Below are 23,584 nucleotides of genomic sequence, written 5' to 3' on the forward strand. Positions count from 1 at the left end.
AGTACGAGGGTGCCCGGCTCACTCCACCCTCGGGCGGACCAGCCCCGACTCGTAGGCGATGACGACGAGTTGGGCGCGGTCGCGGGCGCCGAGCTTGGCCATGGCCCGGTTCACATGGGTCTTGACGGTGAGCGGGCTGACGGTGAGCCGCTCGGCGATCTCGTCGTTGGAATGGCCGCCGGCGACGAGGACGAGGACCTCGCGTTCGCGGCCGGTGAGCGCGGCGAGCCGCTCGGCGTGCGCGCCGCCGGACGCCGCGTCCTCGTCGTGGCCCTCGCCCTGCGCGAGGAACCTGGCGATCAGGCCCTTGGTGGCGGCGGGCGACAGCAGGGCCTCACCGGCGGCGGCGATCCGGACCGCGCCGAGCAGTTCCTCGGGTTCGGCGCCCTTGCCGAGGAAGCCGGAGGCGCCGGCGCGCAGCGATTGCACGACGTACTCGTCCACCTCGAACGTCGTCAGCATGACCACGTGGACGCCGTCGAGTGCGGGGTCGGCGCTGATCTCGCGGGTGGCGGCGAGGCCGTCGGTGCCGGGCATGCGGATGTCCATCAGGACGACGTCGGGCCGGTGGCGGCGGGCGAGGTCGACGGCCTCGGCGCCGTCGGACGCCTCGCCGACGACCTCCATGTCGGCCTCGGAGTCGACGAGGATCCGGAAGGCGCTGCGCAGCAGGGCCTGGTCGTCGGCGAGCAGAACCCTGATCGTGCCGCTGGTCATGCGGTGGCGTCCCCTGAAGTGGTGTCGGCGGTACGGGCGTTGACGGGCAGGATCGCATGGACGCGGAAGCCGCCGCCGTAGCGCGGGCCCGCCGTGAGGGAGCCGCCGAGGGCGCAGGCCCGCTCGCGCATGCCGAGCAGTCCGTGTCCGCCGCCCTCGGCCGGGGGGCCCGCGTCCGGGGCGGCCGCGGGTCCGTTGTCGAGGACGGTCACCTCGATCGCCGGGCCGACGCGTACGACGCTGACTTCGGCCTTCGCGCCCGGGCCCGCGTGCTTGCGGACGTTGGTGAGGGCTTCCTGCACGATGCGGAAGGCGGCGAGGTCGACGGCGGCGGGCAGCGCCGGGGTGCCGGGGGCGCAGGCGACCTCCACGGGCAGGCCGGCGTGGCGGAAGGTGGCGACGAGGTCGTCGAGCCGGTCGAGGCCGGGCGCGGGTTCGGTGGGGGCCTCGGGGTCGCCGCTCTGGCGCAACAGGCCGACGGTGGCGCGCAGTTCGTCGAGCGCGGAGCGGCTGGCGTCGCGGACGTGGGCGAGGGCTTCCTTGGCCTGGTCGGGGCGCTTGTCCATGACGTGGGCGGCGACCCCGGCCTGCACGTTGACCAGGGCGATGTGGTGGGCGACGACGTCGTGCAGGTCGCGGGCGATGCGCAGGCGTTCCTCGGCGACGCGGCGGCGGGCCTCTTCCTCGCGGGTGCGCTCCGCGCGTTCGGCGCGTTCCCGTATCGCGGTGACGAAGGCGCGCCGGGAGCGTACGGCGTCTCCGCCGGCGGCGGCCATGCCGGTCCAGGCGAAGATGCCGAGGTTCTCCTGCGCGTACCAGGGCAGGGGGCCGTCGAGCATGGCGACGCCGGTGAGGACGGCCATCGTGGCGAGGCCGACGCGCCAGGTGGTGGGGCGGTCGGTGGTGGCGGCAACGGTGTAGAGGGCGACGACGGCCGCCATCACGACGGGGGCGCGGGGGTCGCCCGTCATGATCTCCACGGTGGAGAGGGTGGCCGTCGCCACGAGGACGTACATGGGGGCGGTGCGGCGCAGGGCGAGGGTGGCGGCGGCCAGCACGATCAGTACGAGGCTGAGGGGGGCCGGGGTTCTCGCGCCCCAGGCGTACGTGCCTTCCGGGCTGTTCGGGTCTACGAAGGAGCCGGCGATCATGCAGATCAGGGCGCCTGTGGCGATCAGGGTGTCCAGGGCCAGGGGGTGGGTGCGGGACCAGGTCACCAGGGTGGTCACCGGGGACACGGTTGCCTCTTTCGGGCCTGGGTTCTAGGTGCGGTTCCTTTTTGGGGCGGCCCCGCGCCCCTTGGGGTGGCAGCCCCCTCGGGCGGGTTCCTCGTCCTCGACTCACGTCGTGGCTGCTCGCGCAGTTCCCCGCGCCCCTGGGTAAGTGGGCCTGCCCGTGGTCTTGATCCTCGACATTCGTCGTGGTTGCTCGCGCAGTTCCCCGCGCCCCTGGAGGGGCGACTGCGTCGCCACCTCCTCCCCTGGGGAGCTGGGGCGAAGCCCCGCTCCCTCAGGGGCGCGGGGAACTGCGCGAGAAGCCCCACCGGCGCGCAGGTGACCACGCACGCGTAGTGCCCCGATAGGGGCGCGGGGAACTGCGCGACCAGCCACCCACCGGGCCGCAGGCGAACGAGGGCGTGCGGGCAGTTCGTCCGGCCGAGCCCCGCCAGGGACTAGCCCGGGATCAGGCCGTCGTCGGAGAGGAGGGCGCGGACCTCGTCCAGCGTGGCGTCCGGCGCCGGAAGAATGAGTTCCGAGGGGGCGAGGGACTCGTCCGGCACGGGAGTGCCCAGGCGCCGAACCGCGTCGAGCAGCCGCGCCAGGGTGCGCCGGAACCCGGGCCCGTCCCCGTTCTCCATCTCGGCGAGCAACTCGTCGTCGAGCTGGTTGAGCTCGGTGAAGTGGTCGTCGGACAACTCCACCTGCCCCTCCCCCATGATCCGTACGATCACGTCGGCCTCCTCGGGACTGCGTGGCTGGGCTGGCTACTGCTTGTCGAAGCGCGGAGCGTCCTGGGGCTGCTGCGCCTGCCGGGACTGGCCCTCGCCGCCCTCGATCGCCGCCTGGGAGGACGAGGAACCGCCGGCCAGTTCCGCCTTCATGCGCTGCAGCTCCAGCTCTACATCCGTACCACCGGAGAGCCGGTCCAGCTCGGCCTGGATGTCGTCCTTGGCCATGCCGGAGGGGTCGTCGAGGGCGCCAGAGGCGAGCAGTTCGTCGATGGCGCCGGCCCGCGCCTGGAGCTGGGCCGTCTTGTCCTCGGCCCGCTGGATGGCAAGGCCCACGTCGCCCATCTCCTCGGAGATGCCGGAGAACGCCTCGCCGATCCGGGTCTGCGCCTGCGCGGCGGTGTAGGTGGCCTTGATGGTCTCCTTCTTCGTACGGAAGGCGTCGACCTTGGCCTGCAGGCGCTGGGCCGCGAGGGTGAGCTTCTCCTCCTCGCCCTGGAGCGTCTGGTGCTGCGTCTCCAGGTCCGTGACCTGCTGCTGGAGCGCGGCACGGCGGGACAGCGCCTCACGGGCGAGGTCCTCGCGGCCGAGCGCCAGCGCCTTGCGGCCCTGCTCCTCCAGCTTGGAGGACTGCGACTGCAACTGCCCGAGCTGAAGCTCCAGGCGCTTGCGGGAGGTGGCGACGTCCGCGACGCCGCGCCGTACCTTCTGGAGCAGTTCGAGCTGCTTCTGGTACGAGTAGTCAAGGGTCTCGCGCGGGTCCTCGGCCCGGTCCAGGGCCTTGTTCGCCTTCGCGCGGAAGATCATCCCCATACGCTTCATGACACCGCTCATGGGCTTCGCGCGCCCCCTTCTGAAAGTTCCGACCGGCCGACACAGCCCCAGCACTGCGACAGAACCCACAGTACGGGTCCTGCTTCCATTACCGCACTGTTCAGGTGCGGATGCGCTCATCCCCAAGGACGACTGCGGTCCGCTCCGCTCCGGCGTAAGGAGTAGGTGGGACCCGGCTGCCTCTGCCAGAGGGACGCACGGCGTTGCCGGATCGTTCCCCACGGGCCTGTGGTCCATGCCCGGCAACCACGTACCCTTGGCTTTTGTGTTCCGTAGCCGATCCAAGGACGACAAGGCCCCGGCCGACAAGACCCCGGTGACCGCCTCCGCCTCGTCCAAGCAGACCCGAGACCCGCAGGCGCCCAAGGGCCGCCCCACGCCCAAGCGCAGCGCGGCCCAGTCGCAGCGCCGCAGCGTGGCCAACACCAAGATGTCGCCGAAGGAGGCCCGCGCCCGCCAGCGCGACGAGCGGCGCACCGCCATGGAGCGCCAGCGCCAGGCCCTGGCCAACGGGGACGAGCGCTATCTGCCCGTCCGTGACAAGGGCCCGGTGCGCAAGTACGCGCGTGACTTCGTCGACTCGCGGTTCAGCATCGCCGAGTACTTCCTGCCGATGGCGGTGATCATCCTCGTCCTGAGCATGGTCCGCGTCGGCTCGTTGCAGAACATCGCGCTGCTGCTGTGGCTGTTCGTGATCGTCGCCATCGTCATCGACTCGGTGATCACCGGCTTCCGGCTGAAGAAGCGCCTCGCGGAGAAGTTCCCGGACGAGCGCCGCAAGGGCGCGGTGGCGTACGCGCTGATGCGCACGCTCCAGATGAAGCGGCTGCGGCTCCCCAAGCCGCAGGTCAAGCGCGGGGAACGACCCTGAGCACGGAGGCTTTCGCCGGTGCCGCGGCGCAGTCCTGGCTGGACAGGCTGGGGGGCCTGCGCAACGTCGTCCGGCAGGAGCTGGTGGCGCGGCAGCTCGACGAGCAGATAGCCGGCCGGTTCCCGGTCGGTCAGCGCCTGCGGGTGCTCGACGTGGGCATGGGCCAGGGCACGCAGGCGCTGCGGCTGGCCCGCGCCGGGCACAAGGTGACCGGCGTGGAGCAGGACCCGGAGATGGTCGCGGCGGCGTCGCTGGCGCTGGCCGGGGAGCCGCCCGGGGTGCGCGACCGGGTGCGGCTCGTGCAGGGCAGCGGCATGGAGACGGGCGTCCACTTCCTGCCGGGCAGCTTCGACATCGTGCTCTGCCACGGTGTCCTGATGTACGTGGACGATCCGGACGCGCTGCTCGCGGGTCTGGCACGGATGCTGGCGCCGGGCGGCCTGCTGTCGCTGCTCGTGCGCAACGGCGACGCCCTCGCCATGCGCCCGGGGCTCGCGGGCGACTGGGTGGGCGCGCTCGGCGCGTTCGACACCACGGCGTACACGAACCGGCTGGGGCTCGACGTGCGGGCCGACCGGCTGGAGGCGCTGACGGCGACGCTGTCCGGGATCGGCGCGCCGCTGCACGCCTGGTACGGGGTGCGGGTCTTCACCGACCAGGCGGCGGACGGTGCGGCGACGCCGGAGAAGGGCGAGCTCCAGACGCTGTTCGCGGCGGAGGAGCGGGCGGGCCGCACGGACCCCTACCGGCGGGTGGCGGCGCTGCTGCACCTGTGCGGCGTACGCGGCTGACGACGACGCCCGCTGCCTCGGCGGGCCTGTGCCCGGGTGGGCCGAGTCCTGGCGGGCCGAGTCCGCCCCGGGGTGCGGCGCCGGGTGCGGGTTTCGTCGTGGCTGGTCGCGCAGTTCCCCGCGCCCCTGGCGGGGCTGGTCTCGGCGCTGGTCGAACAAGCCCCTCCGGCGATTGAGGAGCGGGGTCCGGGGGGCGGGCCACCTCTTCGGCGGCGCAGGGCGCGCGCGGGTTCCGTACGGACGTGACAATCCGGGCATGACTGCCTCTGCCCGTCTCCCCGGGCGGGGAGACGGGCACACCGGGAGCGTCGGGCCGGGTCAGGCGGTGGCTTCTTCCTCGCGCAGGCCCATCGGCCCGTAGATCTTGGTCTCGTCCTCGAAGAGGGTGACCTGATCGGCCCCTCCCTCGGCCAGTTCCTTCCAGAACTCGCCGATCCACGACTCGGCGTCGCCCTGGGTCGTGAACTCCTCCGGCTGCACCGCCGGAGGCACCTCCGTGCCGTCGGACTTCTCGAACCGCCACGTCCACGCCGCCATGTCAGCCTCCCGGTATGGGGTGTCCGATGCCTCGGATGTCCCTGGAAGCCTAGCCGGGCGAGCGGCCCCGGGGGCGGCGCGGGAGGATCTTCCCGTGGAACTGACACTGCTCGGCACCGGCGCCCCCGAAGGACTGCCCCGCCCCGACTGCCCCTGCGCGGCCTGCGCCGGCGCGCTCGGCCCCTCGGCCCGCGCCGCGACGGCGCTGCTGATCGACGGCACGCTGCTGCTCGACCTGACGCCCGGCGCGGTGTTCGCCGCGGCCCGCGCGGGGCACAGCCTCGCCGGCGTACGGCAGGTGCTGCTCTCGCACCCGCACGACGGGCCGCCGGTCGAGGTGCCGGCGGGGCTGCCGCAGCCGGGCCGGGTGCCGGACGGGCGGGAGCTGGCGCTGATGAGCGGGCACCGGGTGCGGGCGCTCGCCCTGGACGCGCCCGGCACCGGCTACGAGGTGAGCGGCCCGGACGGCGAGCGGCTGCTGTACCTGCCGCCGGGCGCGGCGCTCGCGGGCACGCGGGAGGCGAGCCGCCCGTACGAGATGGTGGTGCTAGACGTGATCGGGCGGCCGGACGCGCTGGCGCGGCTGCGGGCGGCCGGGGCGGTCGGGCCGACGACGGACGTGCTGGCCGTCCATCTGGACCACGACGTGCCCCCGGGCCCCGAGCTGCGCCGCCGGCTGGCCGCTGCGGGCGCCCGCGCGGTGCCGGACGGGACGACGCTGGACGTGGGCGCGTACGAGAGCGTGCCGGACGTGCCGCGCCGCACGCTGGTCCTCGGCGGCGCCCGCTCGGGCAAGTCGGTGGAGGCGGAACGGCGCCTGGAGGCGTTCCCCGACGTGCTGTACGTGGCGACGGGCGGCACCCGGGGCGGCGACAGCGAGTGGGCGCGGCGGGTGAGCCTGCACCGGGAGCGCCGGCCGGGGTCGTGGCGGACGGCGGAGACCTGCGATCTCGTACCGCTGCTCGACGACACCGATGACCCGGCGCCGCTGCTGGTCGACTGCCTGTCGCTGTGGCTGACGTACGCGATGGACGAGGTGGGGGCCTGGGACGACGCGGAGTGGGCGGGCGGCGGCGAGAAGGCGCTGCGGGCGCGGGTCGCGGAGCTGGTGGACGCGGTGCGGCGGACGCGGCGCACGCTGGTGGCGGTGTCGAACGAGGTCGGCTCGGGGATCGTGCCCGCGACCGCGTCGGGGCGCCGCTACCGGGACGAGCTGGGGCGGCTGAACGCGGCGTTCGCCGCCGAGTGCGAGCACGTGCTGCTCGTCGTGGCCGGGCAGGCGCTCCCCCTGCGCGGCTGAACCGCCGCCAGGCCCGCCGGGGTCACCGGTTCACCGTGCGCGCCTCACAGGGCGGCGCGTCACAGGGCGACGGCGTCGCGGCGGGCGATGACGCGGTAGGCGTTGGCGAAGCGGGTGCGGCGCACGAGCGGGGCGAGCGCGCGGTCGGCGGCGCCGGAGGCGATGACGGCGGGCGCGGCGGCCCGGGTCAGGACCGAGCGCGCGGCGCGCTGGAGGGCGCCGGGGGCCTTGGCGCGCCAGGGTTCGTCGGCGGCGGGCAGACAGCGGGCGACGAGCAGGGCGCCGGCGGCGGCGAGGTCGAAGGGCACGTGGGGTTCGCGGCGGTCGACGGCGACGACGGTGTAGCCGAGGGCGGCGAGTTCGGTGCGCAGGTTGGCGAGCGGGATGACGTGCAGGTGGCGGGGCTGGAGGGCGGCGAGCCACCACGCGCCGGGCAGCCCCGCGTAGCGGCACTCGGGGTCGGTGCCCTCGATCATCAGATGGCCGCCGGGGCGCAGGACGCGGTGGGCGGCCTTCAGCTCGGCGCGCGGGTCCGGGGTGTGCGCGAGGTGGTGGAACATGCTCAGCGCGTCGTAGCGCCCGGCGAGCCGGGGCAGCAGGGCGGTGAGGGTGCCCCGGTGGGCCTCCTCGATGACGCCCGCGCGGCGGGCCGCTTCGACACCGGGGCCCTCGTCGAGCCCGTCGAAGGCCGTGTAGGGCAGGACCTCGCGGGCGGCGGCGGGGAAGTCGCCGGTGCCGGTGCCGACGTCGAGCCAGCTCTCGGGTTCGAGGTGCCGGGCGAGGGCGAGGGTGCGCAGGCGGTGGCGGCGGGCCGTGGCGGCGGGGTGCAGGGCGCGGTGGACGCGGGCGGCGTGCGGGTCGCCGTCGGCGGGGTCGCGGCGGTAGAAGGCGACGCCCTCGGGGGTGAGCCGGGGGTTCTGGAAGGCGTGGGTGCAGGCGCGGCACTGCTCGACGGTGAACTCGCCGGGTCTGCCGCCGAGCCGGTCGCCGGTGCGCAGGAGCGTGCGCAGGCGGGTGGAGCCGCACCAGGGGCAGTCGGGGCGGCGCGGCTCGTGGAAGCGTTCGGTGCCCTGGGCGAGTGCGGCGAGGAAGGCGGGGCGGCGCTCGGCCACGGCCTGGGCGGTGGGGGCAGGCACGGTCATGGGCGCTCCTGGGGCCGGCGGGGCTGCGGCGATGCGGCGGTGCGGCGATGCGGGTCACCGGGTGCCGGACCGGCGGCGGGCCCACCGGACCGACGGTGTGACAATACGACCCAAACCGGACCGTAAGGGATGATCGTCGCGCAGACAACGACCCCCCGCCGCGCGCCGCAGCCCCCGGAGCGGGAGCCCGACCCGGGAGCCGGGCGTCACCGGGCCCCGGGACCGTCACCCCAGGCCGGTACTGTTCGGCGAATGAGCTCGCTGAATCTCGATGACTTCACCGACCTGATCGAGCGCCCCGACGGTGGCACGCGGCGCGACGCCGAGGAGCGCCGGGCGCGGCTCGCCGTGCCGCCGGGCGCGTTCGGCCGCCTCGACGACTTGGGCGAGTGGCTGAGCGCCGCGCAGGGCGCGGTCCCCGTACGGCCCGTGGCGCGGCCCCGCGTGATCGTGTTCGCGGGCGACCACGGCGTGGCGGGGCTCGACGTGTCGAAGCGGGCGGCGGGCACGGCGGCCGACCTCGTCCGGGACACCGTCGAGGGCACCGGCCCGGCCGCGGTGCTCGCGCGGCGGCTCGGCGTGCAGGTGCGGGTCGTGGACATGGCCCTGGACTGCCCGCCCGAGGAACTGCCCGCGTCCGTCGTGGACCGCCGGGTGCGGCGCGGCTCGGGCCGCATCGACATCGAGGACGCGCTCACCCTCGACGAGGCGGAGGCCGCGTTCCGCGCGGGCATGGAGATCGCCGACGAGGAGGCCGACTCGGGTACGGATCTGGTGGTGCTCGGCGACCTCAGCGTCGGCGGCACCACGGCGGCGGCGGTCCTCGTCGCCGCGCTGTGCGGCACGGACGCCTCCGTGGTCACCGGGCGCGGCGGCGAGCCGATCGACGACCTGGCGTGGATGCGCAAGTGCGCGGCGGTGCGGGACGCGCTGCGCCGGGCGCGCCCGGTCCTCGGCGACCAGCTCCAGCTGCTCGCCACGGTCGGCGGCGCGGATCTGGCGGCGGCCACCGGTTTCCTGCTCCAGTGCGCGGTGCGGCGTACGCCCGTCGTGCTCGACGGGGTCGTCTCGGCGGCCTGCGCGCTGGTCGGGCAGCGGGTGGCGTTCCGCGCCCCCGACTGGTGGCTCGCCGCGCACACCAGCGGGGAGCCGGCGCAGGCCAAGGCACTGGACCGGATGGCCCTCGAACCGCTGCTCGACCAGGGCGTGCGGGTCGGCGGCGGTACCGGCGGCCTGCTGGCGCTGCCGCTGGTGCAGGCCGCCGCCGCGCTCGCGGCCGAGCTGCCGGAGAAGCCGGCCCCCGAGCCGCCGTCCGCGCCCGACGAGGACCTCGCGGGCGAGCCGGAGCAGGTGCACGCGGCGGCCCCCGCCGAGGACTGACCCCGGCGCGGTCACGGCCCGCCCCGGCCGTGACCGCCCCCCGGCCGCCACTGCTCCCCCGGCGGGCATCCACGTACGGCACGGCAACCTCGTACGGCACGGGCGTCTTCGTACGGCACGGCAACCTCGTACAGCACGGCACCCCCCGTACGGGAACGTGCTCGGGCGGGGGATTCCGGGGGTTGTGGCGCGGCGCGCGCCGAGCCCCTGTCCGGGGCCCGCAAAACACCCCATATGCTCCGTCAGCATGGGAGACGTACGGGCAAGCACACCGGCAACACGGCGCGCGGCGGGATTCACGGTCTGGTATCTCCGGATCGTCACGTTCCTGAATCTGCTGAGCGCCGTCTGGGTCTCCTTCGGGCAGGACCTGCGGCGCCACAACTCGGAGAACTTCTTCACCCCGTACCTGCTCGCGGCGGGCTTCTCCTCCGCGCTCGTCACCGGGTTCCTCGCCATCACGATGCGGCGGCGCAAGCGGGCCGCGTGGATCCTGAACCTGGTCCTGTGCGGCCTGTTCTTCCTGCTGTTCGCCTTCGTGATGATCTTCCCGGAGGTACGGCAGTACGCGCAGAACTGGATCTCGCTGGTGCTGACCGGCGCGTTCCTGGCGGCGCTGCTCGTGGGGCGGCGCGAGTTCTACGCGAAGGGCGACCGCTCCAACCCCCGGCTCGCGGCGGTCGTCGCGGTCGGCGGGCTGCTGGTGACCTCGCTGTTCGCCACCTTCCTGGTGACGGTCACCAACCAGGCCCACGACGGCTACCGCTCGACGTTCCTCGACCGCTGGCGCTACGGCACCCTGCGGCTGATCTCGGTCGCCACCGACGACTCCCGCTTCCCCGGGATCTCCAGCCCGAACTGGGTCAACGTCGCCATCAACATCCTCTCCACCGCCCTGCTCGTCGCCGTCGTCTACGCCGCGTTCCGCTCCCGGCGGGCCGTGGACACGCTCGGCCCCGAGGACGAGGAGAAGCTGCGGGCGCTGCTCGCCAAGGAGGGCGAGCGGGACTCGCTCGGCTACTTCGCGCTGCGCCGCGACAAGGCCGTCGTCTGGTCCCCGACCGGCAAGGCGGCCGTCACGTACCGCGTCGTCGGCGGAGTCTCGCTGGCCTCCGGAGACCCGATCGGCGACCCCGAGGCATGGCCCGGCGCCATCGAGCCGTGGCTGGCCGAGGCCCGCGAGCACGGCTGGGTGCCCGCCGTCATGGGCGCCAGCGAGGAGGCCGGCACGATCTACGCCCGGCACGGCCTCGACGCGCTCGAACTGGGCGACGAGGCCATCGTGGAGACCGCCGACTTCACCCTGGAGGGCCGCGCCATGCGCACGGTCCGGCAGGCGTACAACCGGGTCAAGCGCGCCGGGTACACGGTCCGTATCCGCCGCCACGAGGACATTCCCGCCGACGAGATGAAGACGCAGCTCCAGTACGCCGACGACTGGCGCGACGGCGCCACCGAGCGGGGCTTCTCGATGGCGCTCGGGCGGCTCGGCGACCCGGCCGACGGGCAGTGCGTGATGCTGGAGTGCAGCGACGGCGAGGGCGAGCTGAAGGCGCTGCTGTCGTTCGTGCCGTGGGGGCCGCACGGCCTATCGCTCGATCTGATGCGCCGGGACCGCGACTCCGAGAACGGCCTCATGGAGTTCATGGTCATCGAACTGCTCCAGCGGGCCCCCGAGATCAAGATCACTCAGGTCTCGCTCAACTTCGCCATGTTCCGCTCGGTCTTCGAACGTGGCGCGCGGCTCGGCGCGGGCCCGGTGCTGCGCCTGTGGCGCTCACTGCTCAGCTTCTTCTCTCGGTGGTGGCAGATCGAATCTCTGTACCGGGCCAACGCGAAGTACCGGCCCATCTGGGAACCCCGCTTCCTTCTCTTCGAGAAGACCGCCGACCTGCCCCGCATCGGCATCGCGTCGGCGCGCGCCGAGGGCTTCCTCGACGTGCCCGGCCTGCCGAAGTGGCTGCGGCGCAGACGCCTGGAGCATCGTCGATGAGCCTTCGGCGCACGCTGCGCTCCTGGGCCCTCGCCGAATGGGGCCCGCTCCTGTGCACCGTGCGCGGGACGCTGGCCCGCAGACGTCTCGCCGCCGTCCGCATGACGCTCACCGCGGTCTGCCTGACCGCGGTGTTCCAGTTCGTGCAGAACCAGTCCTGGGGCTACCGCATCGTCCAGGACATCGGTGCCGTACGGGCCGAGGACCCGCTGTGGGTGGCGCTGCTGCGCACCCCGCTGTCGCTGTTCGTGCCCGCGCTCGACCTGCCGGTGTGGGGCGCCCTCGCGCAGCTCCTGCTGGTGTTCGGCATCGCGGAGATCTGCGTCGGCATACGGCACACGCTGGTCCTCGCGTACGTGTCCACGCTCGCCGGCACCCTGTACGCGCGCGTCGCCATCGCCCTCGGCCCCGGCAACCCGCTCGGGCTGCCCGGCACGGAGGCGCGGGTCGTGGACACCGGCCCGTCGGCGGCCGTCGTCGGGCTCGCGGTGTACCTGTGCTGGCGCTACCGGGCGCGCTGGACGGGCGCCGTCGTCGTCCTGACGATGATCGTGGAGTGCCTGGTCAAACCGAACCTCGCCGGCAAGGAGCACCTGGCCGCCCTCGCCGCCGTGTTCATCGTGTGCGCGGCGGAGCGGGCGGTTCGCGGAAGCCGCCGACGAGATCCTGAAAGCGTCGGCTGATCCGGTGCCAGCGCCGGTCGTGCCGGTAGGCGCGCAGCGTGGCCCGGGCCCGCGCGCGGTGCCGGCGCCGGTAGAAGCGGCGGGCCCACGCGGAGTCGGGGCGGGCGAGGCGGACCGCCCCGAACCAGGCGACGAACGGGACGAGGACGCCGACGAGCGCGGTACGGGGCTTGCCCTTGAGCAGGGCGAAAACGACGAACAGGAAGTTCACGACGAGCGTCACGACGAAGGCGCCCCGGTCGTGCTGCTCGGCCTGCGTCACGTCGTTCACCCCGAGCGGCGAGAACCCGGCGACGGCGAGCGTGCCGAGGGCCGCCGCCATCACCACGACCTCGACGCTGCGCCGCCCCTGCTCGCTCCAGTACACGTCGTCCAGATGGAGGATGAGGGCGAACTCGTCGAGGACCAGGCCCGCGCCCACCCCGAAGACCACGGCGAACGCACTGGCCGCGAAGCCGTGCCGGCCGCAGCCGACCGCGCCGAACCCGCCGACGATCGTCAGCACCACCCCCGGCACCACATGGTGGATGTGCAGCCCGCCCGGCCGGATGTCGCGGAACGGCCCGCGGCCCGCGCGGATCAGCCGCGTCACCGTACGGGTCAGCAGGAACGTGACGAGGAACGACACCAGCGCGAGCAGCACGGGCAGCTTGCCGGGTTCGGTGATGTTGCGGTGCCACCAGTCGCCCATGGGCCCATCCTGGCGCCCCGGCGCCGCGCGCGCCCGTCCGGGTAACCTCCCCCGGTGTCCGCAACCGAGTCCCGCGCCTCCCTGTCCGACGGCATACGTTTCGCCTTCGGCACCCTGACCGTCCTGCCCGTCACCGTCTCCCGCTGGGACCGCGCCGCCGCCCGCGTCGGCATGACCCTCGCGCCGCTGTCCGGCCTGGTCGTCGGCGTGGCGGCGGGTGCGGTCGGCGGGGCTGTGGCCTGGCTGGGGGGCGGGGCCCCGCTCGCCGCCGTCGCCTCGGTCGCGGTGCCGGCCGCGCTCACCCGGGGCCTGCACCTGGACGGGCTCGCGGACGTCGCGGACGGCCTCGGCAGCGCCAAGCCCGCCGAGGACGCGCTGCGGATCATGAAGCAGTCGGACATCGGCCCGTTCGGCGTCGTCGTCCTGGTGCTGACGCTGCTCGCCCAGACCGCCGTGCTGGCCCAGGCGTACGGGCACTCCCCCGTGCGCGGCGCGTCCGCGGCCGTGTGCGCGGCGGTCACGGCCCGGCTCGCCATGACGCTCGCCTCGCGCGCGGGCGTGCCCGCGGCCAGGCCGGAGGGGCTCGGCGCGGCCGTCGCCGGGACGGTACCGGTGCGCTGGGCGCTCGCGGTCGCCCTCGTGGTGGTCGCGGCCGGCACCGCGCTCGCCCCGGCCGCGGGCGTCGCCCTCGCGCTCGGCGCGGGCGCCGGGGAGCTGCTGCTGCGCCGCTGCGTACGCCGGTTCGGCGGGGTGACCGGGGACGTCTTCGGGGCGGTGGCGGAAGTGGCGGGGACCGCCGCGCTGGTCGTCCTCGCCCTTGCCTGACCTGGCCGGGACGCGTGCGCGGGGACGGGCGTAGGCTCACGCTGGGGCCACACACCCCACGGGCCCCGGCAACGAAGCCGACCCCCAGATGGAAAGAGGGACCTCACCACCGTGACTGCTCTGACTCTCAGCACCGCCGCGGCGTCCGGCCTGCGCGCCGACGCGATCGTCGTCGGCATCGCCAAGGGTGCCAAGGGCCCCGTCGTCGCCCCCGGCGCCGAGGCCGTGGACAAGGCCTACGAGGGCGGACTCGCCGCCGTCCTCGAGACCCTCGGCGCCACCGGTGGCGAGGGTGAGGTGACCAAGCTCCCGGCGCCCGCCGGCTTCAAGGCCCCGCTCGTGCTGGCGGTCGGCCTCGGCGGTGAGCCCGAGAAGACCGGGGACGCCCCCGCGTACGGGCCCGAGACGCTGCGCCGCGCCGCCGGTGTCGCCGCCCGCGCGCTGGCCGGGGTGAAGAAGGCCGCGTTCGCGCTGCCCGTCGAGGACGCCGAGGACGCCGGCGCGATCGGTGAGGGCGCGCTGCTCGGCGCGTACTCCTTCGACGTCTACAAGGAGTCCGCGAAGGACCCGAAGACGGCGAAGGCGCCGCTCGGCGAGGCCACGGTCCTCGGCGGCAAGCCCCGCGACAAGGCGTTCAAGGCGGAGATCGAGCGTGCGATCGCCGTCGCGGAGGAGCTGAACCGCGCCCGCGACCTGATCAACACCCCGCCGAACGACCTGAACCCGGAGGCGTTCGCCGCCGTCGCGCAGGCCGCGGCCAAGGAGCACGGCATCAAGGTGCAGGTGCTCGACGAGAAGGCGCTCACCAAGGGCGGCTACGGCGGCATCCTCGGCGTCGGCGCCGGCTCCTCCTCGGCCCCGCGCCTGGTGAAGCTCTCGTACAAGAGCTCCAAGGCGAAGAAGCACCTGGCGTTCGTCGGCAAGGGCATCACGTACGACTCGGGCGGCATCTCGCTCAAGCCGGCCGGCCACAACGAGACGATGAAGTGCGACATGGCCGGTGCCGCCGCCGTGTTCGCCGCCGTCGTCGCCGCCGCCCGCCTGGGCCTTGAGGTGAACGTGACCGGCTGGCTGGCGCTCGCCGAGAACATGCCGTCCGGCTCGGCCACCCGCCCCGGTGACGTGCTGCGCATGTACTCCGGCAAGACCGTCGAGGTGCTCAACACGGACGCCGAGGGCCGTCTGGTGCTCGCCGACGCCATCGCCAAGGCCAGCGAGGAGGAGCCCGACGCGATCGTCGACGTGGCGACGCTGACCGGCGCGATGATGCTGGCGCTCGGCGCCCGCACGTTCGGCATCATGGCCAACGACGACGCTTTCCGTACGTCGCTGCACGAGGCCGCCGAGGAGGCCGGCGAGCCGTCCTGGCCGATGCCGCTCCCCGCCGACCTGCGCAAGGGCATGGACTCCACGACGGCCGACATCGCCAACATGGGCGAGCGCATGGGCGGCGGCCTGGTCGCCGGCCTGTTCCTCCAGGAGTTCGTCGGCGAGGGCATCACGTGGGCCCACCTCGACATCGCGGGCCCGGCCTTCAACGAGGGCGCCCCGTTCGGTTACACGCCGAAGGGCGGTACGGGTTCGGCCGTGCGCACGCTGGTGCGGCTCGCCGAGGTGACCGCCGCCGGCGACCTCGGCTGAGACGGCCCCGCGACACGCGGCCGACCGGCCATGACAGCCCCGGGCGACACCGCCCGGGGCTGTTCGCTTTCGACGAAATCCGTAGGTTCGTACACCTGAATCACATGCGTTTGCGGTGTAACAGCCGTCTCAGACCCCGGCCCGGCGTCCCGCATGCCTGAGACAAGTGCGAGGATGGGGGGCGGCAGGACAGGGCCCCACCACAGGGCCGAAGAACGAGCGGCCGAACACCAGCCGACCGGCCGGTCCGCCCCCGGATGGAAAAGGGGCCCGGCATACGGCGCACATGCATGGAGGACGTGACGTGGCGAACGACGCCAGCACCGTTTTCGACCTAGTGATCCTCGGCGGTGGCAGCGGCGGTTACGCCGCGGCTCTGCGCGCCTCGCAGCTGGGTCTCGACGTCGCCCTGATCGAGAAGAACAAGGTCGGCGGCACCTGCCTGCACGTCGGCTGCATCCCCACCAAGGCGCTGCTGCACGCCGGTGAGATCGCCGACCAGGCGCGTGAGTCCGAGCAGTTCGGCGTGAAGGCCACCTTCGAGGGCATCGACATGCCGGCCGTCCAGAAGTACAAGGACGACGTCATCTCGGGCCTGTACAAGGGCCTGCAGGGGCTCATCGCCTCCCGCAAGGTGACGTACATCGAGGGCGAGGGCCGACTGTCCTCGCCGACGTCGGTCGACGTCAACGGCCAGCGTGTCCAGGGCCGTCACGTGCTGCTGGCGACCGGCTCCGTGCCGAAGTCGCTGCCGGGCCTGGAGATCGACGGCAACCGCATCATCTCCTCGGACCACGCGCTGACGCTGGACCGCGTCCCGAAGTCCGCGATCATCCTGGGCGGCGGCGTCATCGGCGTCGAGTTCGCCTCGGCGTGGAAGTCCTTCGGCACCGACGTCACCGTCATCGAGGGCCTCAAGCACCTCGTCCCGGTCGAGGACGAGAACAGCTCCAAGCTCCTGGAGCGCGCGTTCCGCAAGCGCGGCATCAAGTTCAACCTGGGCACGTTCTTCGAGAAGGCCGAGTACACGCAGGACGGCGTCCGCGTGACCCTCGCCGACGGCAAGACCTTCGAGGCCGAGGTCCTCCTGGTCGCCATCGGCCGCGGCCCGGTCTCCCAGGGCCTCGGCTACGAGGAGCAGGGCGTCGCGATGGACCGCGGCTACGTCCTCGTCGACGAGTACATGCGCACCAACGTGGAGACGATCTCCGCCGTCGGTGACCTCGTCCCGACCCTCCAGCTCGCGCACGTCGGCTTCGCCGAGGGCATCCTGGTGGCGGAGCGGCTGGCCGGCCTCAAGACCGTGCCGATCGACTACGACGGTGTGCCGCGGGTGACGTACTGCCACCCGGAGGTCGCCTCCGTGGGCATCACCGAGGCCAAGGCCAAGGAGGTCTACGGCGCGGACAAGGTCGTCGCCCTGAAGTACAACCTCGCGGGCAACGGCAAGTCCAAGATCCTCAAGACCGCGGGCGAGATCAAGCTCGTCCAGGTCAAGGACGGTGCCGTGGTCGGCGTCCACATGGTCGGCGACCGCATGGGCGAGCAGGTCGGCGAGGCCCAGTTGATCTACAACTGGGAGGCGCTGCCGGCCGAGGTCGCGCAGCTCATCCACGCCCACCCGACGCAGAACGAGGCGCTCGGCGAGGCCCACCTGGCGCTGGCCGGAAAGCCGCTGCACTCGCACGACTGAGGCCCCGCCCTCGTCGTGAATGGGCGCGACGACCGACCGACCACACAGACTTCCGCAACCGCGGCACCGCGTTTGCGTATTCGTAAGGAGCAACAGAAACCATGGCGGTTTCCGTATCCCTTCCGGCGCTCGGTGAGAGCGTCACCGAAGGCACCGTCACCCGCTGGCTGAAGGCCGAGGGCGAGCGCGTCGAGGTCGACGAGCCGCTGCTCGAGGTCTCCACCGACAAGGTCGACACCGAGATCCCCTCGCCGGCCGCCGGCGTCCTCGCCTCCATCAAGGTCGCCGAGGACGAGACGGTCGAGGTCGGCGCCGAGCTGGCCGTCATCGACGACGGCTCGGGCGCCCCGGCGGCCGAGTCCGCCCCGGCCCAGGAGGCTCCGGCCGCCCCGGCGCAGGAGGAGCAGGCCCCGCAGGAGCAGGCCGCCCCCGCGCAGGAGGCGCCCGCCGCCGAGTCCGCCCCGGCCGCCCCGGCGGGCGGCGCCTCCGGCACCGACGTCGTGCTGCCCGCGCTGGGCGAGTCGGTCACCGAGGGCACCGTCACCCGCTGGCTCAAGCAGGTCGGCGAGGAGGTCGCCGAGGACGAGCCGCTGCTCGAGGTCTCCACGGACAAGGTCGACACGGAGATCCCCTCCCCCGTCGCCGGTGTCCTGCTGGAGATCGCCGTGGGCGAGGACGAGACCGCCGAGGTCGGCGCCAAGCTCGCCGTCATCGGTGCCCCGGGTGCCGCCCCGGCCGCCCCCGAGGCCCCCGCCCCGGCCGCGCCCGCCGCCGCCCCGGCTCCGGCCGCCCCGGCCGCTCCCGCCGCCCCGGCGCCGCAGGCCCCCTCGGCCCCGGCCCCGCAGCAGCAGGAGACCCCGGCGCCCGACCCGGCCCCGGCCGCCCCGGCCCCGGCTCCGGCTCCGGCGCCCGCTCCGGCTCCGGCTCCGGCCGCGCCGAAGGCTCCGGCCGCCCCGGCCGCGACCACCCCGGCGGACGACGGCGCGTACGTCACCCCGCTGGTGCGCAAGCTCGCCTCGGAGAACGGCGTGGACCTGTCCACGGTCAAGGGCTCCGGTGTCGGCGGCCGCATCCGCAAGCAGGACGTCGTCGCCGCCGCCGAGGCCGCGAAGTCGGCCGCCCCGGCCGCCGCTCCGGCCGCCGCCAAGGCCGCCCCGGCCCTCGAGGCGTCGCCGCTGCGTGGCCAGACGGTGAAGCTGCCCCGCATCCGCAAGGCGATCGCGGACAACATGCACCGCGCGCTCCAGGAGCAGGCCCAGCTCTCCTCGGTCATCGAGGTCGACATCACGAAGCTGATGAAGCTGCGTGCCAAGGCCAAGGACGGCTTCGCCGCCCGCGAGGGCGTCAAGCTCTCCCCGATGCCGTTCTTCGTCAAGGCCGCCGTCCAGGCGCTGAAGGCCCACCCGGTCATCAACGCCCGCCTGAACTACGACGAGGGCACGATCACCTACTTCGACTCGGAGAACGTCGGCATCGCCGTCGACTCCGAGAAGGGCCTGATGACCCCGGTCATCAAGGGCGCGGGTGACCTCAACATCGCGGGCATCGCCCGCAAGACGGCGGAGCTGGCCACCAAGGTCCGTACGAACAAGATCGCCCCGGACGACCTGTCGGGCGCCACCTTCACGATCTCCAACACGGGGTCGCGCGGCGCGCTGTTCGACACGGTCATCGTGCCGCCGAACCAGGTGGCCATCCTGGGCATCGGCGCCACGGTCAAGCGCCCGGTCGTCGTCTCCGACCCGGAGCTCGGTGACACGATCGCCGTCCGTGACATGACGTACGTGACGCTCTCCTACGACCACCGCCTGGTGGACGGCGCCGACGCGGCCCGTTACCTGACGACGGTCAAGCAGATCCTGGAGGCCGGCGAGTTCTCCGCCGAGCTGGGTCTGTAAAGACTCGGTGTTGTAATCAGCCTCACCTGCGGCGCCCCCGTCCGGAGCCTTTCCGGACGGGGGCGCCGCCGTATTGTCTAGAGGTCGATGTTCTCGGCCTCCCGGAGGAGCCCGCAATGACCACGCCCGTCATCCACTCGCTGCGCGAACAGATCCGCGAGCACATCGTGGAGGGGATCGTCAGCGGTCGCTGGAAGCCGGGTGAACGGATCGTGGAGCGCCGGATCGCCACCGAGCTGGAGGTCAGCCAGACGCCCGTACGGGAGGCCCTGCGGGAGCTGGAGTCGCTGCGCCTGATCGAGTCGGCGCCCAACAAGGGCGTACGGGTGCGCAATCTGTCGGCGGCGGACCTGGAGGAGAGCTATCCGGTGCGGGCGGGCCTCGAGGCCATCGCCGCCGAGCTGGCCGCGTCCCGGCTCGCGGAGGACTGCTCGGCGCTGGAGCCGCATGTCGCGGCGCTGTACCTGGCGGACCGGGAGGGCGACGGGACGGCGCAGGTGCGGCACACGGTCGGCTTCCACCGCGAGCTGGTGCGGGCGGCGGGCAACTCGGTGCTGCTGCACACCTGGGAGGGGCTCGGCATCGAGGTGTTCACGGCGCTGTCGATCCGCTGGCTGGGGACCGTGCAGCAGTCGTACGCGGAGGAGCACGCGGACCTCGTCGCCGCGTTCCAGCGACGCGATCCGGACATCGCGGCGCTGGTCAAGGCGCATGTCCTCGGGTGCGCGCCGCGCGCCTGAGGCGGGCGGCGCACTCGCGTGCGATGCGTGGCGCGGTGATCACGGGCGGTGTCCTCCGGGGCGCCGCCCGACCCGTTTTCGGGGCACTGCGTGCCCCGGTCGGTGGCACCTTGTGCCGACTTTCTTGATCTGAAGAGGTTTTGCCCTTCAACCCTTTGATCGATCATCGATCAGGGAGTTACAGTCGCCGTCGGGTCCCCACCGGGACCCCGACCGCCCTGTCCTGCCAAAGACCAAGGGCACCCCCAACCCCACCCCCTTCGACTCAGGAAGGCGTGCGGCGACTATGACCGACCCCATGCGCATCCAGCCGAGCGAGCTCGACCAGCTCCCGGACCGCGACCCCGAGGAGACCGCCGAATGGCAGGCCTCCCTGGCCGCCGTCACCGAGGCGGCCGGGCCGCACCGTGCCGCGTACCTGATGCGGCGCACCCTGGAGCGCGCCGAGGCGGGCGGCCTGGCGCTGCCGAAGCTTCTTGAGACGGACTACGTCAACTCCATCCCCACCGCGGCCGAGCCGGCCATCGACGGTGACGAGGAGATGGAGCGCCGGATCACCGCCTGGAACCGCTGGAACGCGGCGGCGATGGTGACCCGCGGCAGCAAGCACGGCGTCGGCGGCCACATCGCCACCTTCGCCTCCGCCGCGTGGCTCTACGAGACCGGCTTCAACCACTTCTTCAAGGGCAAGGAGCAGGACGGCTCCGGCGACCAGCTCTACATCCAGGGCCACGCCTCCCCCGGCATCTACGCCCGCGCCTTCCTCGACGGCCGGCTCAGCGAGCAGCAGCTCGACCTGTTCCGCCAGGAGTCGAGCGGCAACGGCCTGCCCTCGTACCCGCACCCGCGCCGCCTGCCGTGGCTGTGGGAGTTCCCGACGGTCTCCATGGGCCTCGGCCCGCTGTCGGCGATCTACCAGGCCCGCTTCAACCGGTATCTGACCAACCGCGGCATCAAGGACGTCTCGTCCTCGCACGTGTGGGCGTTCCTCGGCGACGGCGAGATGGACGAGCCCGAGTCGACGGCGGCCCTTGCGCTCGCCTCCCGCGAGGGCCTGGACAACCTGACCTTCGTCATCAACTGCAACCTGCAGCGCCTCGACGGCCCGGTCCGCGCCAACTTCAAGATCGTGCAGGAGCTGGAGGCCCAGTTCCGCGGCGCCGGCTGGAACGTCGTGAAGTCGCTCTGGGGCAACGCGTGGGACGAGCTGTTCCAGCTCGACACCACGGGCGCCCTGGTCCGCCGGCTGCGCGAGGTCCCGGACGCGCAGGTGCAGACGTACCAGACGCGTGACGCGGCCTACATCCGCGAGGACTTCTTCGGCAAGGACCCGGCGCTCGCCGAGATGGCGAAGCTGCTCTCGGACGACAAGATCCTGGAGTGCTTCCACCTCTCGCGCGGTGGCCACGAGCCGCGCAAGGTCTACGCCGCCTACAAGGCCGCCCTGGAGCACAAGGGCGCGCCGACGGTCATCCTGGCGCAGACCGTCAAGGGCTTCACCCTCGGCGAGGGCTTCGCGTCGAAGAACGCGAACCACCAGATGAAGAAGCTGACCACCGACGAGTTCAAGAACATGCGTGACCTTCTTGAGCTGCCGATCAAGGACAGCGACTTCGTCGACGGCCAGGTCCCCTACGGCCACCCCGGCGCCGACTCCCCCGAGGTCCGCTACCTCCAGGAGCGCCGCGCGGCCCTCGGCGGCCCCGCCCCGGCCCGCCGCACGCAGCCGCTGCCCGCGCTGCCGGCCGCTGCCGACAAGGCGTTCGCCTCCTTCGACAAGGGCTCCGGCTCGCAGTCGGTGGCGACGACCATGGCCTTCGTACGGCTGGTCAAGGACCTCGTACGCGACAAGGAGACCGGCAAGCGCTGGGTCCCGATCGTGCCCGACGAGGCCCGTACGTTCGGCATGGAGTCGCTGTTCCCCTCGCTCGGCATCTACTCGCCGAAGGGGCAGACGTACGAGCCGGTCGACCGTGACCAGCTCATGTACTACAAGGAAGCCAAGAACGGCCAGATCCTCAACGAGGGCATCACCGAGGCCGGTTCCATGGCGGACTTCATCGCCGCTTCGTCGTCGTACGCGACGCACGGCGAGGCGATGATCCCCTTCTACATCTTCTACTCGATGTTCGGCTGGCAGCGCACCGCCGACCAGATGTGGCAGCTCGGCGACCAGCTCGGCCGCGGCTTCCTCGTCGGCGCCACCGCCGGCCGCACCACGCTGACCGGTGAGGGCCTCCAGCACGCCGACGGCCACTCCCCGGTGATCGCCGCGACGAACCCGGCCGCCCTGTCCTACGACCCGGCGTTCGCGTACGAGATCGCCACGATCGTCAAGGACGGTCTGCGCCGCATGTACGGGGAGGCGAAGGAGGGCGAGGACCAGAACGTCTTCTACTACCTCACCGTCTACAACGAGCCGATGCCGCAGCCCGCGAAGCCGGGCGGCGCCGACATCGACGAGGGCATCGTCAAGGGCCTGTACCGCTTCAACACGGCGGAGAGCGCGGGCCTGTCGCCGGTCGCCAACGCGCCGCACATCCAGCTCATCGGCTCCGGCACGGCCATCCACTGGACGCTCAAGGCGCAGCAGCTGCTCGCCGAGGAGTGGGGCGTGGCCGCCGACGTGTGGTCCGCGACCTCGTGGACCGAGCTGCGCCGCGACGCGCTGGAGGCGGACGCCGCGATCCTGCGCGGCGAGGAGCGCACCCCGTACGTGCGCAAGGCGCTCGACGGCGCGCAGGGCCCGGTGCTCGCCGTGTCCGACTACATGCGCCAGGTCCCCGACCAGATCGCGCAGTGGGTCGAGCAGGACTGGTCCTCGCTCGGTGCGGACGGCTTCGGTCTGTCCGACACGCGTGAGGCGGCCCGCCGCCACTTCGGCGTCGACGCCGAGTCGATCGTCGTCGCGGCCCTCGCCCAGCTCGCCCGCCGCGGCGAGGTCAAGGCGACGGCCGTGAAGGAGGCGCGCGAGCGCTACGGCCTGTAGTACCTGCCGCACGTGTGCCCCGTCCCGTTGCCGGGGCGGGGCACACGTGCGTGAATGGAGGCGGCTGCCAGGGTTTTGTCCGCGCTCGTGGGAGGCGTACCTCCGTGAAGATCTCCAAGACCCCCTCCGCGCCCTGCTGGGCCGACCTGTCGACGACCGACACGGACGCGGCCAGGCTGTTCTACGAGGCCCTTTTCGGCTGGCACGTGCGCGTGGTGGACGCCCCCGAGGCCGGCGGCTACGGCCTGATCTCGATGGACGAGCCCGGCGGGCCGCTGGTCGGCGGGCTCGGCCCGGTCATGAACCCGCACCAGCCCGCGGCATGGCTGCCCTACTTCCAGTCCAACGGCGTGGACGCGGTCACCGCGCGCGTGGACGGCAACGGCGGCCGGGTCGTCGCCGGTCCGTTCGCCGTCATGGAGCAGGGCCGCTCGGCCGTGTGCCAGGACCGGGCGGGCGCCGCGTTCGGGCTGTGGGAGCCGATGCGGCGCGCCGGGTTCGAGGCGGTGGACGTGCCGGGCAGCTTCTGCTGGTTCGAGCTGCTGACGCGGGACGCGCCGGGCGCGGTGGACTTCTACCAGTCGGTGCTCGGCTGGGGCACGCACCAGCGGTCGTTCGGCGAGGGCGGCACGTACACGGAGTGGACGGTCGCCGACGAGCCGTTCGGCGGGATGATCGACATGTCGACAGGACAGTTCCCGCAGGACCTGCCCTCGTACTGGAACCTGTACGTGTCCGTCGTCGACGCCGACGCGACGGCCGGGCGGTGCCGGGAGCTGGGCGGGACGGTGCACGTGGAGCCGACGACGATCGAGCCGGGCCGGTTCGCGGTGCTCGCGGACCCGCAGGGCGCCGCGTTCTCCGTGCTGAGCCCGGCCGGCTGAGCCCGTCGCCGGGGCGGGCCCGGCGGC

General features: G+C 73.2%; 20 protein-coding genes. 13 read left to right on the forward strand and 7 right to left on the reverse strand.

The annotated features are described in order from the left end of the window. Positions 1–18 precede the first annotated feature (18 nt). The 4 genes from ACZ7LY_RS12030 to ACZ7LY_RS12045 form a co-directional block, all read right to left on the reverse strand. Positions 19–717, reverse strand: a complete 699-nt coding sequence (locus tag ACZ7LY_RS12030) for a response regulator (protein WP_471624416.1) — start codon at positions 715–717, stop codon at positions 19–21. Further along, positions 714–1,946: a sensor histidine kinase gene (locus ACZ7LY_RS12035; protein WP_471624417.1), complete on the reverse strand. Its 1,233-nt coding sequence runs from the start codon at positions 1,944–1,946 to the stop codon at positions 714–716. Before ACZ7LY_RS12035 ends, ACZ7LY_RS12030 begins: the two co-directional genes overlap by 4 nt. A 443-nt stretch (positions 1,947–2,389) precedes the next feature. Continuing rightward, complete coding sequence (gene pspAA / locus ACZ7LY_RS12040; protein WP_471624418.1) at positions 2,390–2,668, reverse strand: PspA-associated protein PspAA; 279 nt, start codon at positions 2,666–2,668, stop codon at positions 2,390–2,392. Positions 2,669–2,701: 33 nt separating this feature from the next. Next, positions 2,702–3,499 (reverse strand): PspA/IM30 family protein, encoded by a 798-nt coding sequence (locus ACZ7LY_RS12045; protein WP_471624419.1) that lies wholly within the window; start codon positions 3,497–3,499, stop codon positions 2,702–2,704. Positions 3,500–3,734: 235 nt separating this feature from the next. Between ACZ7LY_RS12045 and ACZ7LY_RS12050 the strand changes: the two genes are divergently transcribed. After that, on the forward strand, positions 3,735–4,370 hold the full coding sequence (locus tag ACZ7LY_RS12050; RefSeq protein WP_471624420.1) for a DUF3043 domain-containing protein: 636 nt from the start codon (positions 3,735–3,737) through the stop codon (positions 4,368–4,370). An 83-nt stretch (positions 4,371–4,453) separates the two neighbouring features. Continuing rightward, complete coding sequence (locus tag ACZ7LY_RS12055; protein WP_471624421.1) at positions 4,454–5,161, forward strand: class I SAM-dependent methyltransferase; 708 nt, start codon at positions 4,454–4,456, stop codon at positions 5,159–5,161. A gap of 318 nt (positions 5,162–5,479) precedes the next feature. Here the strand turns inward: ACZ7LY_RS12055 and ACZ7LY_RS12060 are convergent, their stop codons facing one another. Continuing rightward, positions 5,480–5,698, reverse strand: coding sequence for a hypothetical protein (locus ACZ7LY_RS12060; protein WP_471624422.1), 219 nt, complete (start codon positions 5,696–5,698; stop codon positions 5,480–5,482). Positions 5,699–5,792: 94 nt separating this feature from the next. Here ACZ7LY_RS12060 and ACZ7LY_RS12065 point away from each other — a divergent pair, with 94 nt between their 5' ends. Continuing rightward, positions 5,793–6,998, forward strand: a complete 1,206-nt coding sequence (locus ACZ7LY_RS12065) for a bifunctional adenosylcobinamide kinase/adenosylcobinamide-phosphate guanylyltransferase (RefSeq protein ID WP_471624423.1) — start codon at positions 5,793–5,795, stop codon at positions 6,996–6,998. 59 nt (positions 6,999–7,057) lie between these two features. Here ACZ7LY_RS12065 and ACZ7LY_RS12070 read toward each other — a convergent pair whose 3' ends face one another. After that, positions 7,058–8,140 (reverse strand): class I SAM-dependent methyltransferase, encoded by a 1,083-nt coding sequence (locus ACZ7LY_RS12070; RefSeq protein ID WP_471624424.1) that lies wholly within the window; start codon positions 8,138–8,140, stop codon positions 7,058–7,060. A 252-nt stretch (positions 8,141–8,392) separates the two neighbouring features. Here ACZ7LY_RS12070 and cobT point away from each other — a divergent pair, with 252 nt between their 5' ends. From cobT to ACZ7LY_RS12085, 3 genes are all read left to right on the forward strand, one after another. Continuing rightward, a complete protein-coding gene (cobT, locus tag ACZ7LY_RS12075; protein WP_471624425.1) occupies positions 8,393–9,520 on the forward strand; it encodes a nicotinate-nucleotide--dimethylbenzimidazole phosphoribosyltransferase in 1,128 nt (375 codons plus the stop codon). 247 nt (positions 9,521–9,767) lie between these two features. Continuing rightward, positions 9,768–11,513 carry a phosphatidylglycerol lysyltransferase domain-containing protein gene (locus ACZ7LY_RS12080; RefSeq protein WP_471624426.1) on the forward strand — a complete coding sequence of 582 codons (1,746 nt, stop codon included), beginning with the start codon at positions 9,768–9,770 and terminating at the stop codon, positions 11,511–11,513. Next, on the forward strand, positions 11,510–12,196 hold the full coding sequence (locus ACZ7LY_RS12085; protein WP_471624427.1) for a hypothetical protein: 687 nt from the start codon (positions 11,510–11,512) through the stop codon (positions 12,194–12,196). The genes ACZ7LY_RS12080 and ACZ7LY_RS12085 overlap by 4 nt, the downstream gene beginning before the upstream one ends. Here ACZ7LY_RS12085 and ACZ7LY_RS12090 read toward each other — a convergent pair. Next, entirely contained in the window at positions 12,129–12,887 is a 759-nt protein-coding gene (locus ACZ7LY_RS12090; RefSeq protein ID WP_471624428.1) for a hypothetical protein, read from the reverse strand. The two genes, ACZ7LY_RS12085 and ACZ7LY_RS12090, sit on opposite strands and share 68 nt — an antisense overlap. Positions 12,888–12,941: 54 nt before the next feature. Here ACZ7LY_RS12090 and ACZ7LY_RS12095 point away from each other — a divergent pair, with 54 nt between their 5' ends. The 7 genes from ACZ7LY_RS12095 (at position 12,942) to ACZ7LY_RS12125 (ending at position 23,557) form a co-directional block, all read left to right on the forward strand. Continuing rightward, complete coding sequence (locus ACZ7LY_RS12095; protein WP_471624429.1) at positions 12,942–13,712, forward strand: adenosylcobinamide-GDP ribazoletransferase; 771 nt, start codon at positions 12,942–12,944, stop codon at positions 13,710–13,712. Between the two features lie 111 nt (positions 13,713–13,823). Next, positions 13,824–15,353 (forward strand): leucyl aminopeptidase, encoded by a 1,530-nt coding sequence (locus tag ACZ7LY_RS12100; protein ID WP_471624430.1) that lies wholly within the window; start codon positions 13,824–13,826, stop codon positions 15,351–15,353. 304 nt (positions 15,354–15,657) lie between these two features. Then, positions 15,658–17,046: a dihydrolipoyl dehydrogenase gene (lpdA, locus tag ACZ7LY_RS12105; RefSeq protein WP_471624431.1), complete on the forward strand. Its 1,389-nt coding sequence runs from the start codon at positions 15,658–15,660 to the stop codon at positions 17,044–17,046. A gap of 101 nt (positions 17,047–17,147) precedes the next feature. Beyond that, positions 17,148–18,944 (forward strand): 2-oxoglutarate dehydrogenase, E2 component, dihydrolipoamide succinyltransferase, encoded by a 1,797-nt coding sequence (sucB, locus tag ACZ7LY_RS12110; RefSeq protein WP_471624432.1) that lies wholly within the window; start codon positions 17,148–17,150, stop codon positions 18,942–18,944. Positions 18,945–19,060: 116 nt separating this feature from the next. Next, positions 19,061–19,684, forward strand: a complete 624-nt coding sequence (locus ACZ7LY_RS12115; protein WP_471624433.1) for a GntR family transcriptional regulator — start codon at positions 19,061–19,063, stop codon at positions 19,682–19,684. A gap of 286 nt (positions 19,685–19,970) precedes the next feature. After that, on the forward strand, positions 19,971–22,673 hold the full coding sequence (aceE, locus tag ACZ7LY_RS12120) for a pyruvate dehydrogenase (acetyl-transferring), homodimeric type (RefSeq protein WP_471624434.1): 2,703 nt from the start codon (positions 19,971–19,973) through the stop codon (positions 22,671–22,673). Positions 22,674–22,777: 104 nt separating this feature from the next. After that, the gene (locus ACZ7LY_RS12125) at positions 22,778–23,557 is read left to right on the forward strand and encodes a VOC family protein (protein ID WP_471624435.1); all 780 of its coding nucleotides are present in this window, start codon (positions 22,778–22,780) and stop codon (positions 23,555–23,557) included. The last annotated feature ends 27 nt before the right edge of the window (positions 23,558–23,584 follow it).

Source organism: Streptomyces sp. NPDC107550 (assembly GCF_055639095.1).

What these genes read in the sequence shown, in the direction of transcription:
- aceE (WP_471624434.1), top strand. Translation starts at nt 19,971, where the DNA reads ATGACCGACCCCATGCGCATCCAGCCGAGCGAGCTCGACCAGCTCCCG.
- ACZ7LY_RS12085 (WP_471624427.1), top strand. Translation starts at nt 11,510, where the DNA reads ATGAGCCTTCGGCGCACGCTGCGCTCCTGGGCCCTCGCCGAATGGGGC.
- ACZ7LY_RS12045 (WP_471624419.1), bottom strand. Translation starts at nt 3,499, where the DNA reads ATGAGCGGTGTCATGAAGCGTATGGGGATGATCTTCCGCGCGAAGGCG.
- ACZ7LY_RS12080 (WP_471624426.1), top strand. Translation starts at nt 9,768, where the DNA reads ATGGGAGACGTACGGGCAAGCACACCGGCAACACGGCGCGCGGCGGGA.
- ACZ7LY_RS12060 (WP_471624422.1), bottom strand. Translation starts at nt 5,698, where the DNA reads ATGGCGGCGTGGACGTGGCGGTTCGAGAAGTCCGACGGCACGGAGGTG.
- sucB (WP_471624432.1), top strand. Translation starts at nt 17,148, where the DNA reads ATGGCGGTTTCCGTATCCCTTCCGGCGCTCGGTGAGAGCGTCACCGAA.
- ACZ7LY_RS12115 (WP_471624433.1), top strand. Translation starts at nt 19,061, where the DNA reads ATGACCACGCCCGTCATCCACTCGCTGCGCGAACAGATCCGCGAGCAC.
- ACZ7LY_RS12030 (WP_471624416.1), bottom strand. Translation starts at nt 717, where the DNA reads ATGACCAGCGGCACGATCAGGGTTCTGCTCGCCGACGACCAGGCCCTG.
- ACZ7LY_RS12050 (WP_471624420.1), top strand. Translation starts at nt 3,735, where the DNA reads ATGCCCGGCAACCACGTACCCTTGGCTTTTGTGTTCCGTAGCCGATCC.
- ACZ7LY_RS12070 (WP_471624424.1), bottom strand. Translation starts at nt 8,140, where the DNA reads ATGACCGTGCCTGCCCCCACCGCCCAGGCCGTGGCCGAGCGCCGCCCC.
- ACZ7LY_RS12090 (WP_471624428.1), bottom strand. Translation starts at nt 12,887, where the DNA reads ATGGGCGACTGGTGGCACCGCAACATCACCGAACCCGGCAAGCTGCCC.
- cobT (WP_471624425.1), top strand. Translation starts at nt 8,393, where the DNA reads ATGAGCTCGCTGAATCTCGATGACTTCACCGACCTGATCGAGCGCCCC.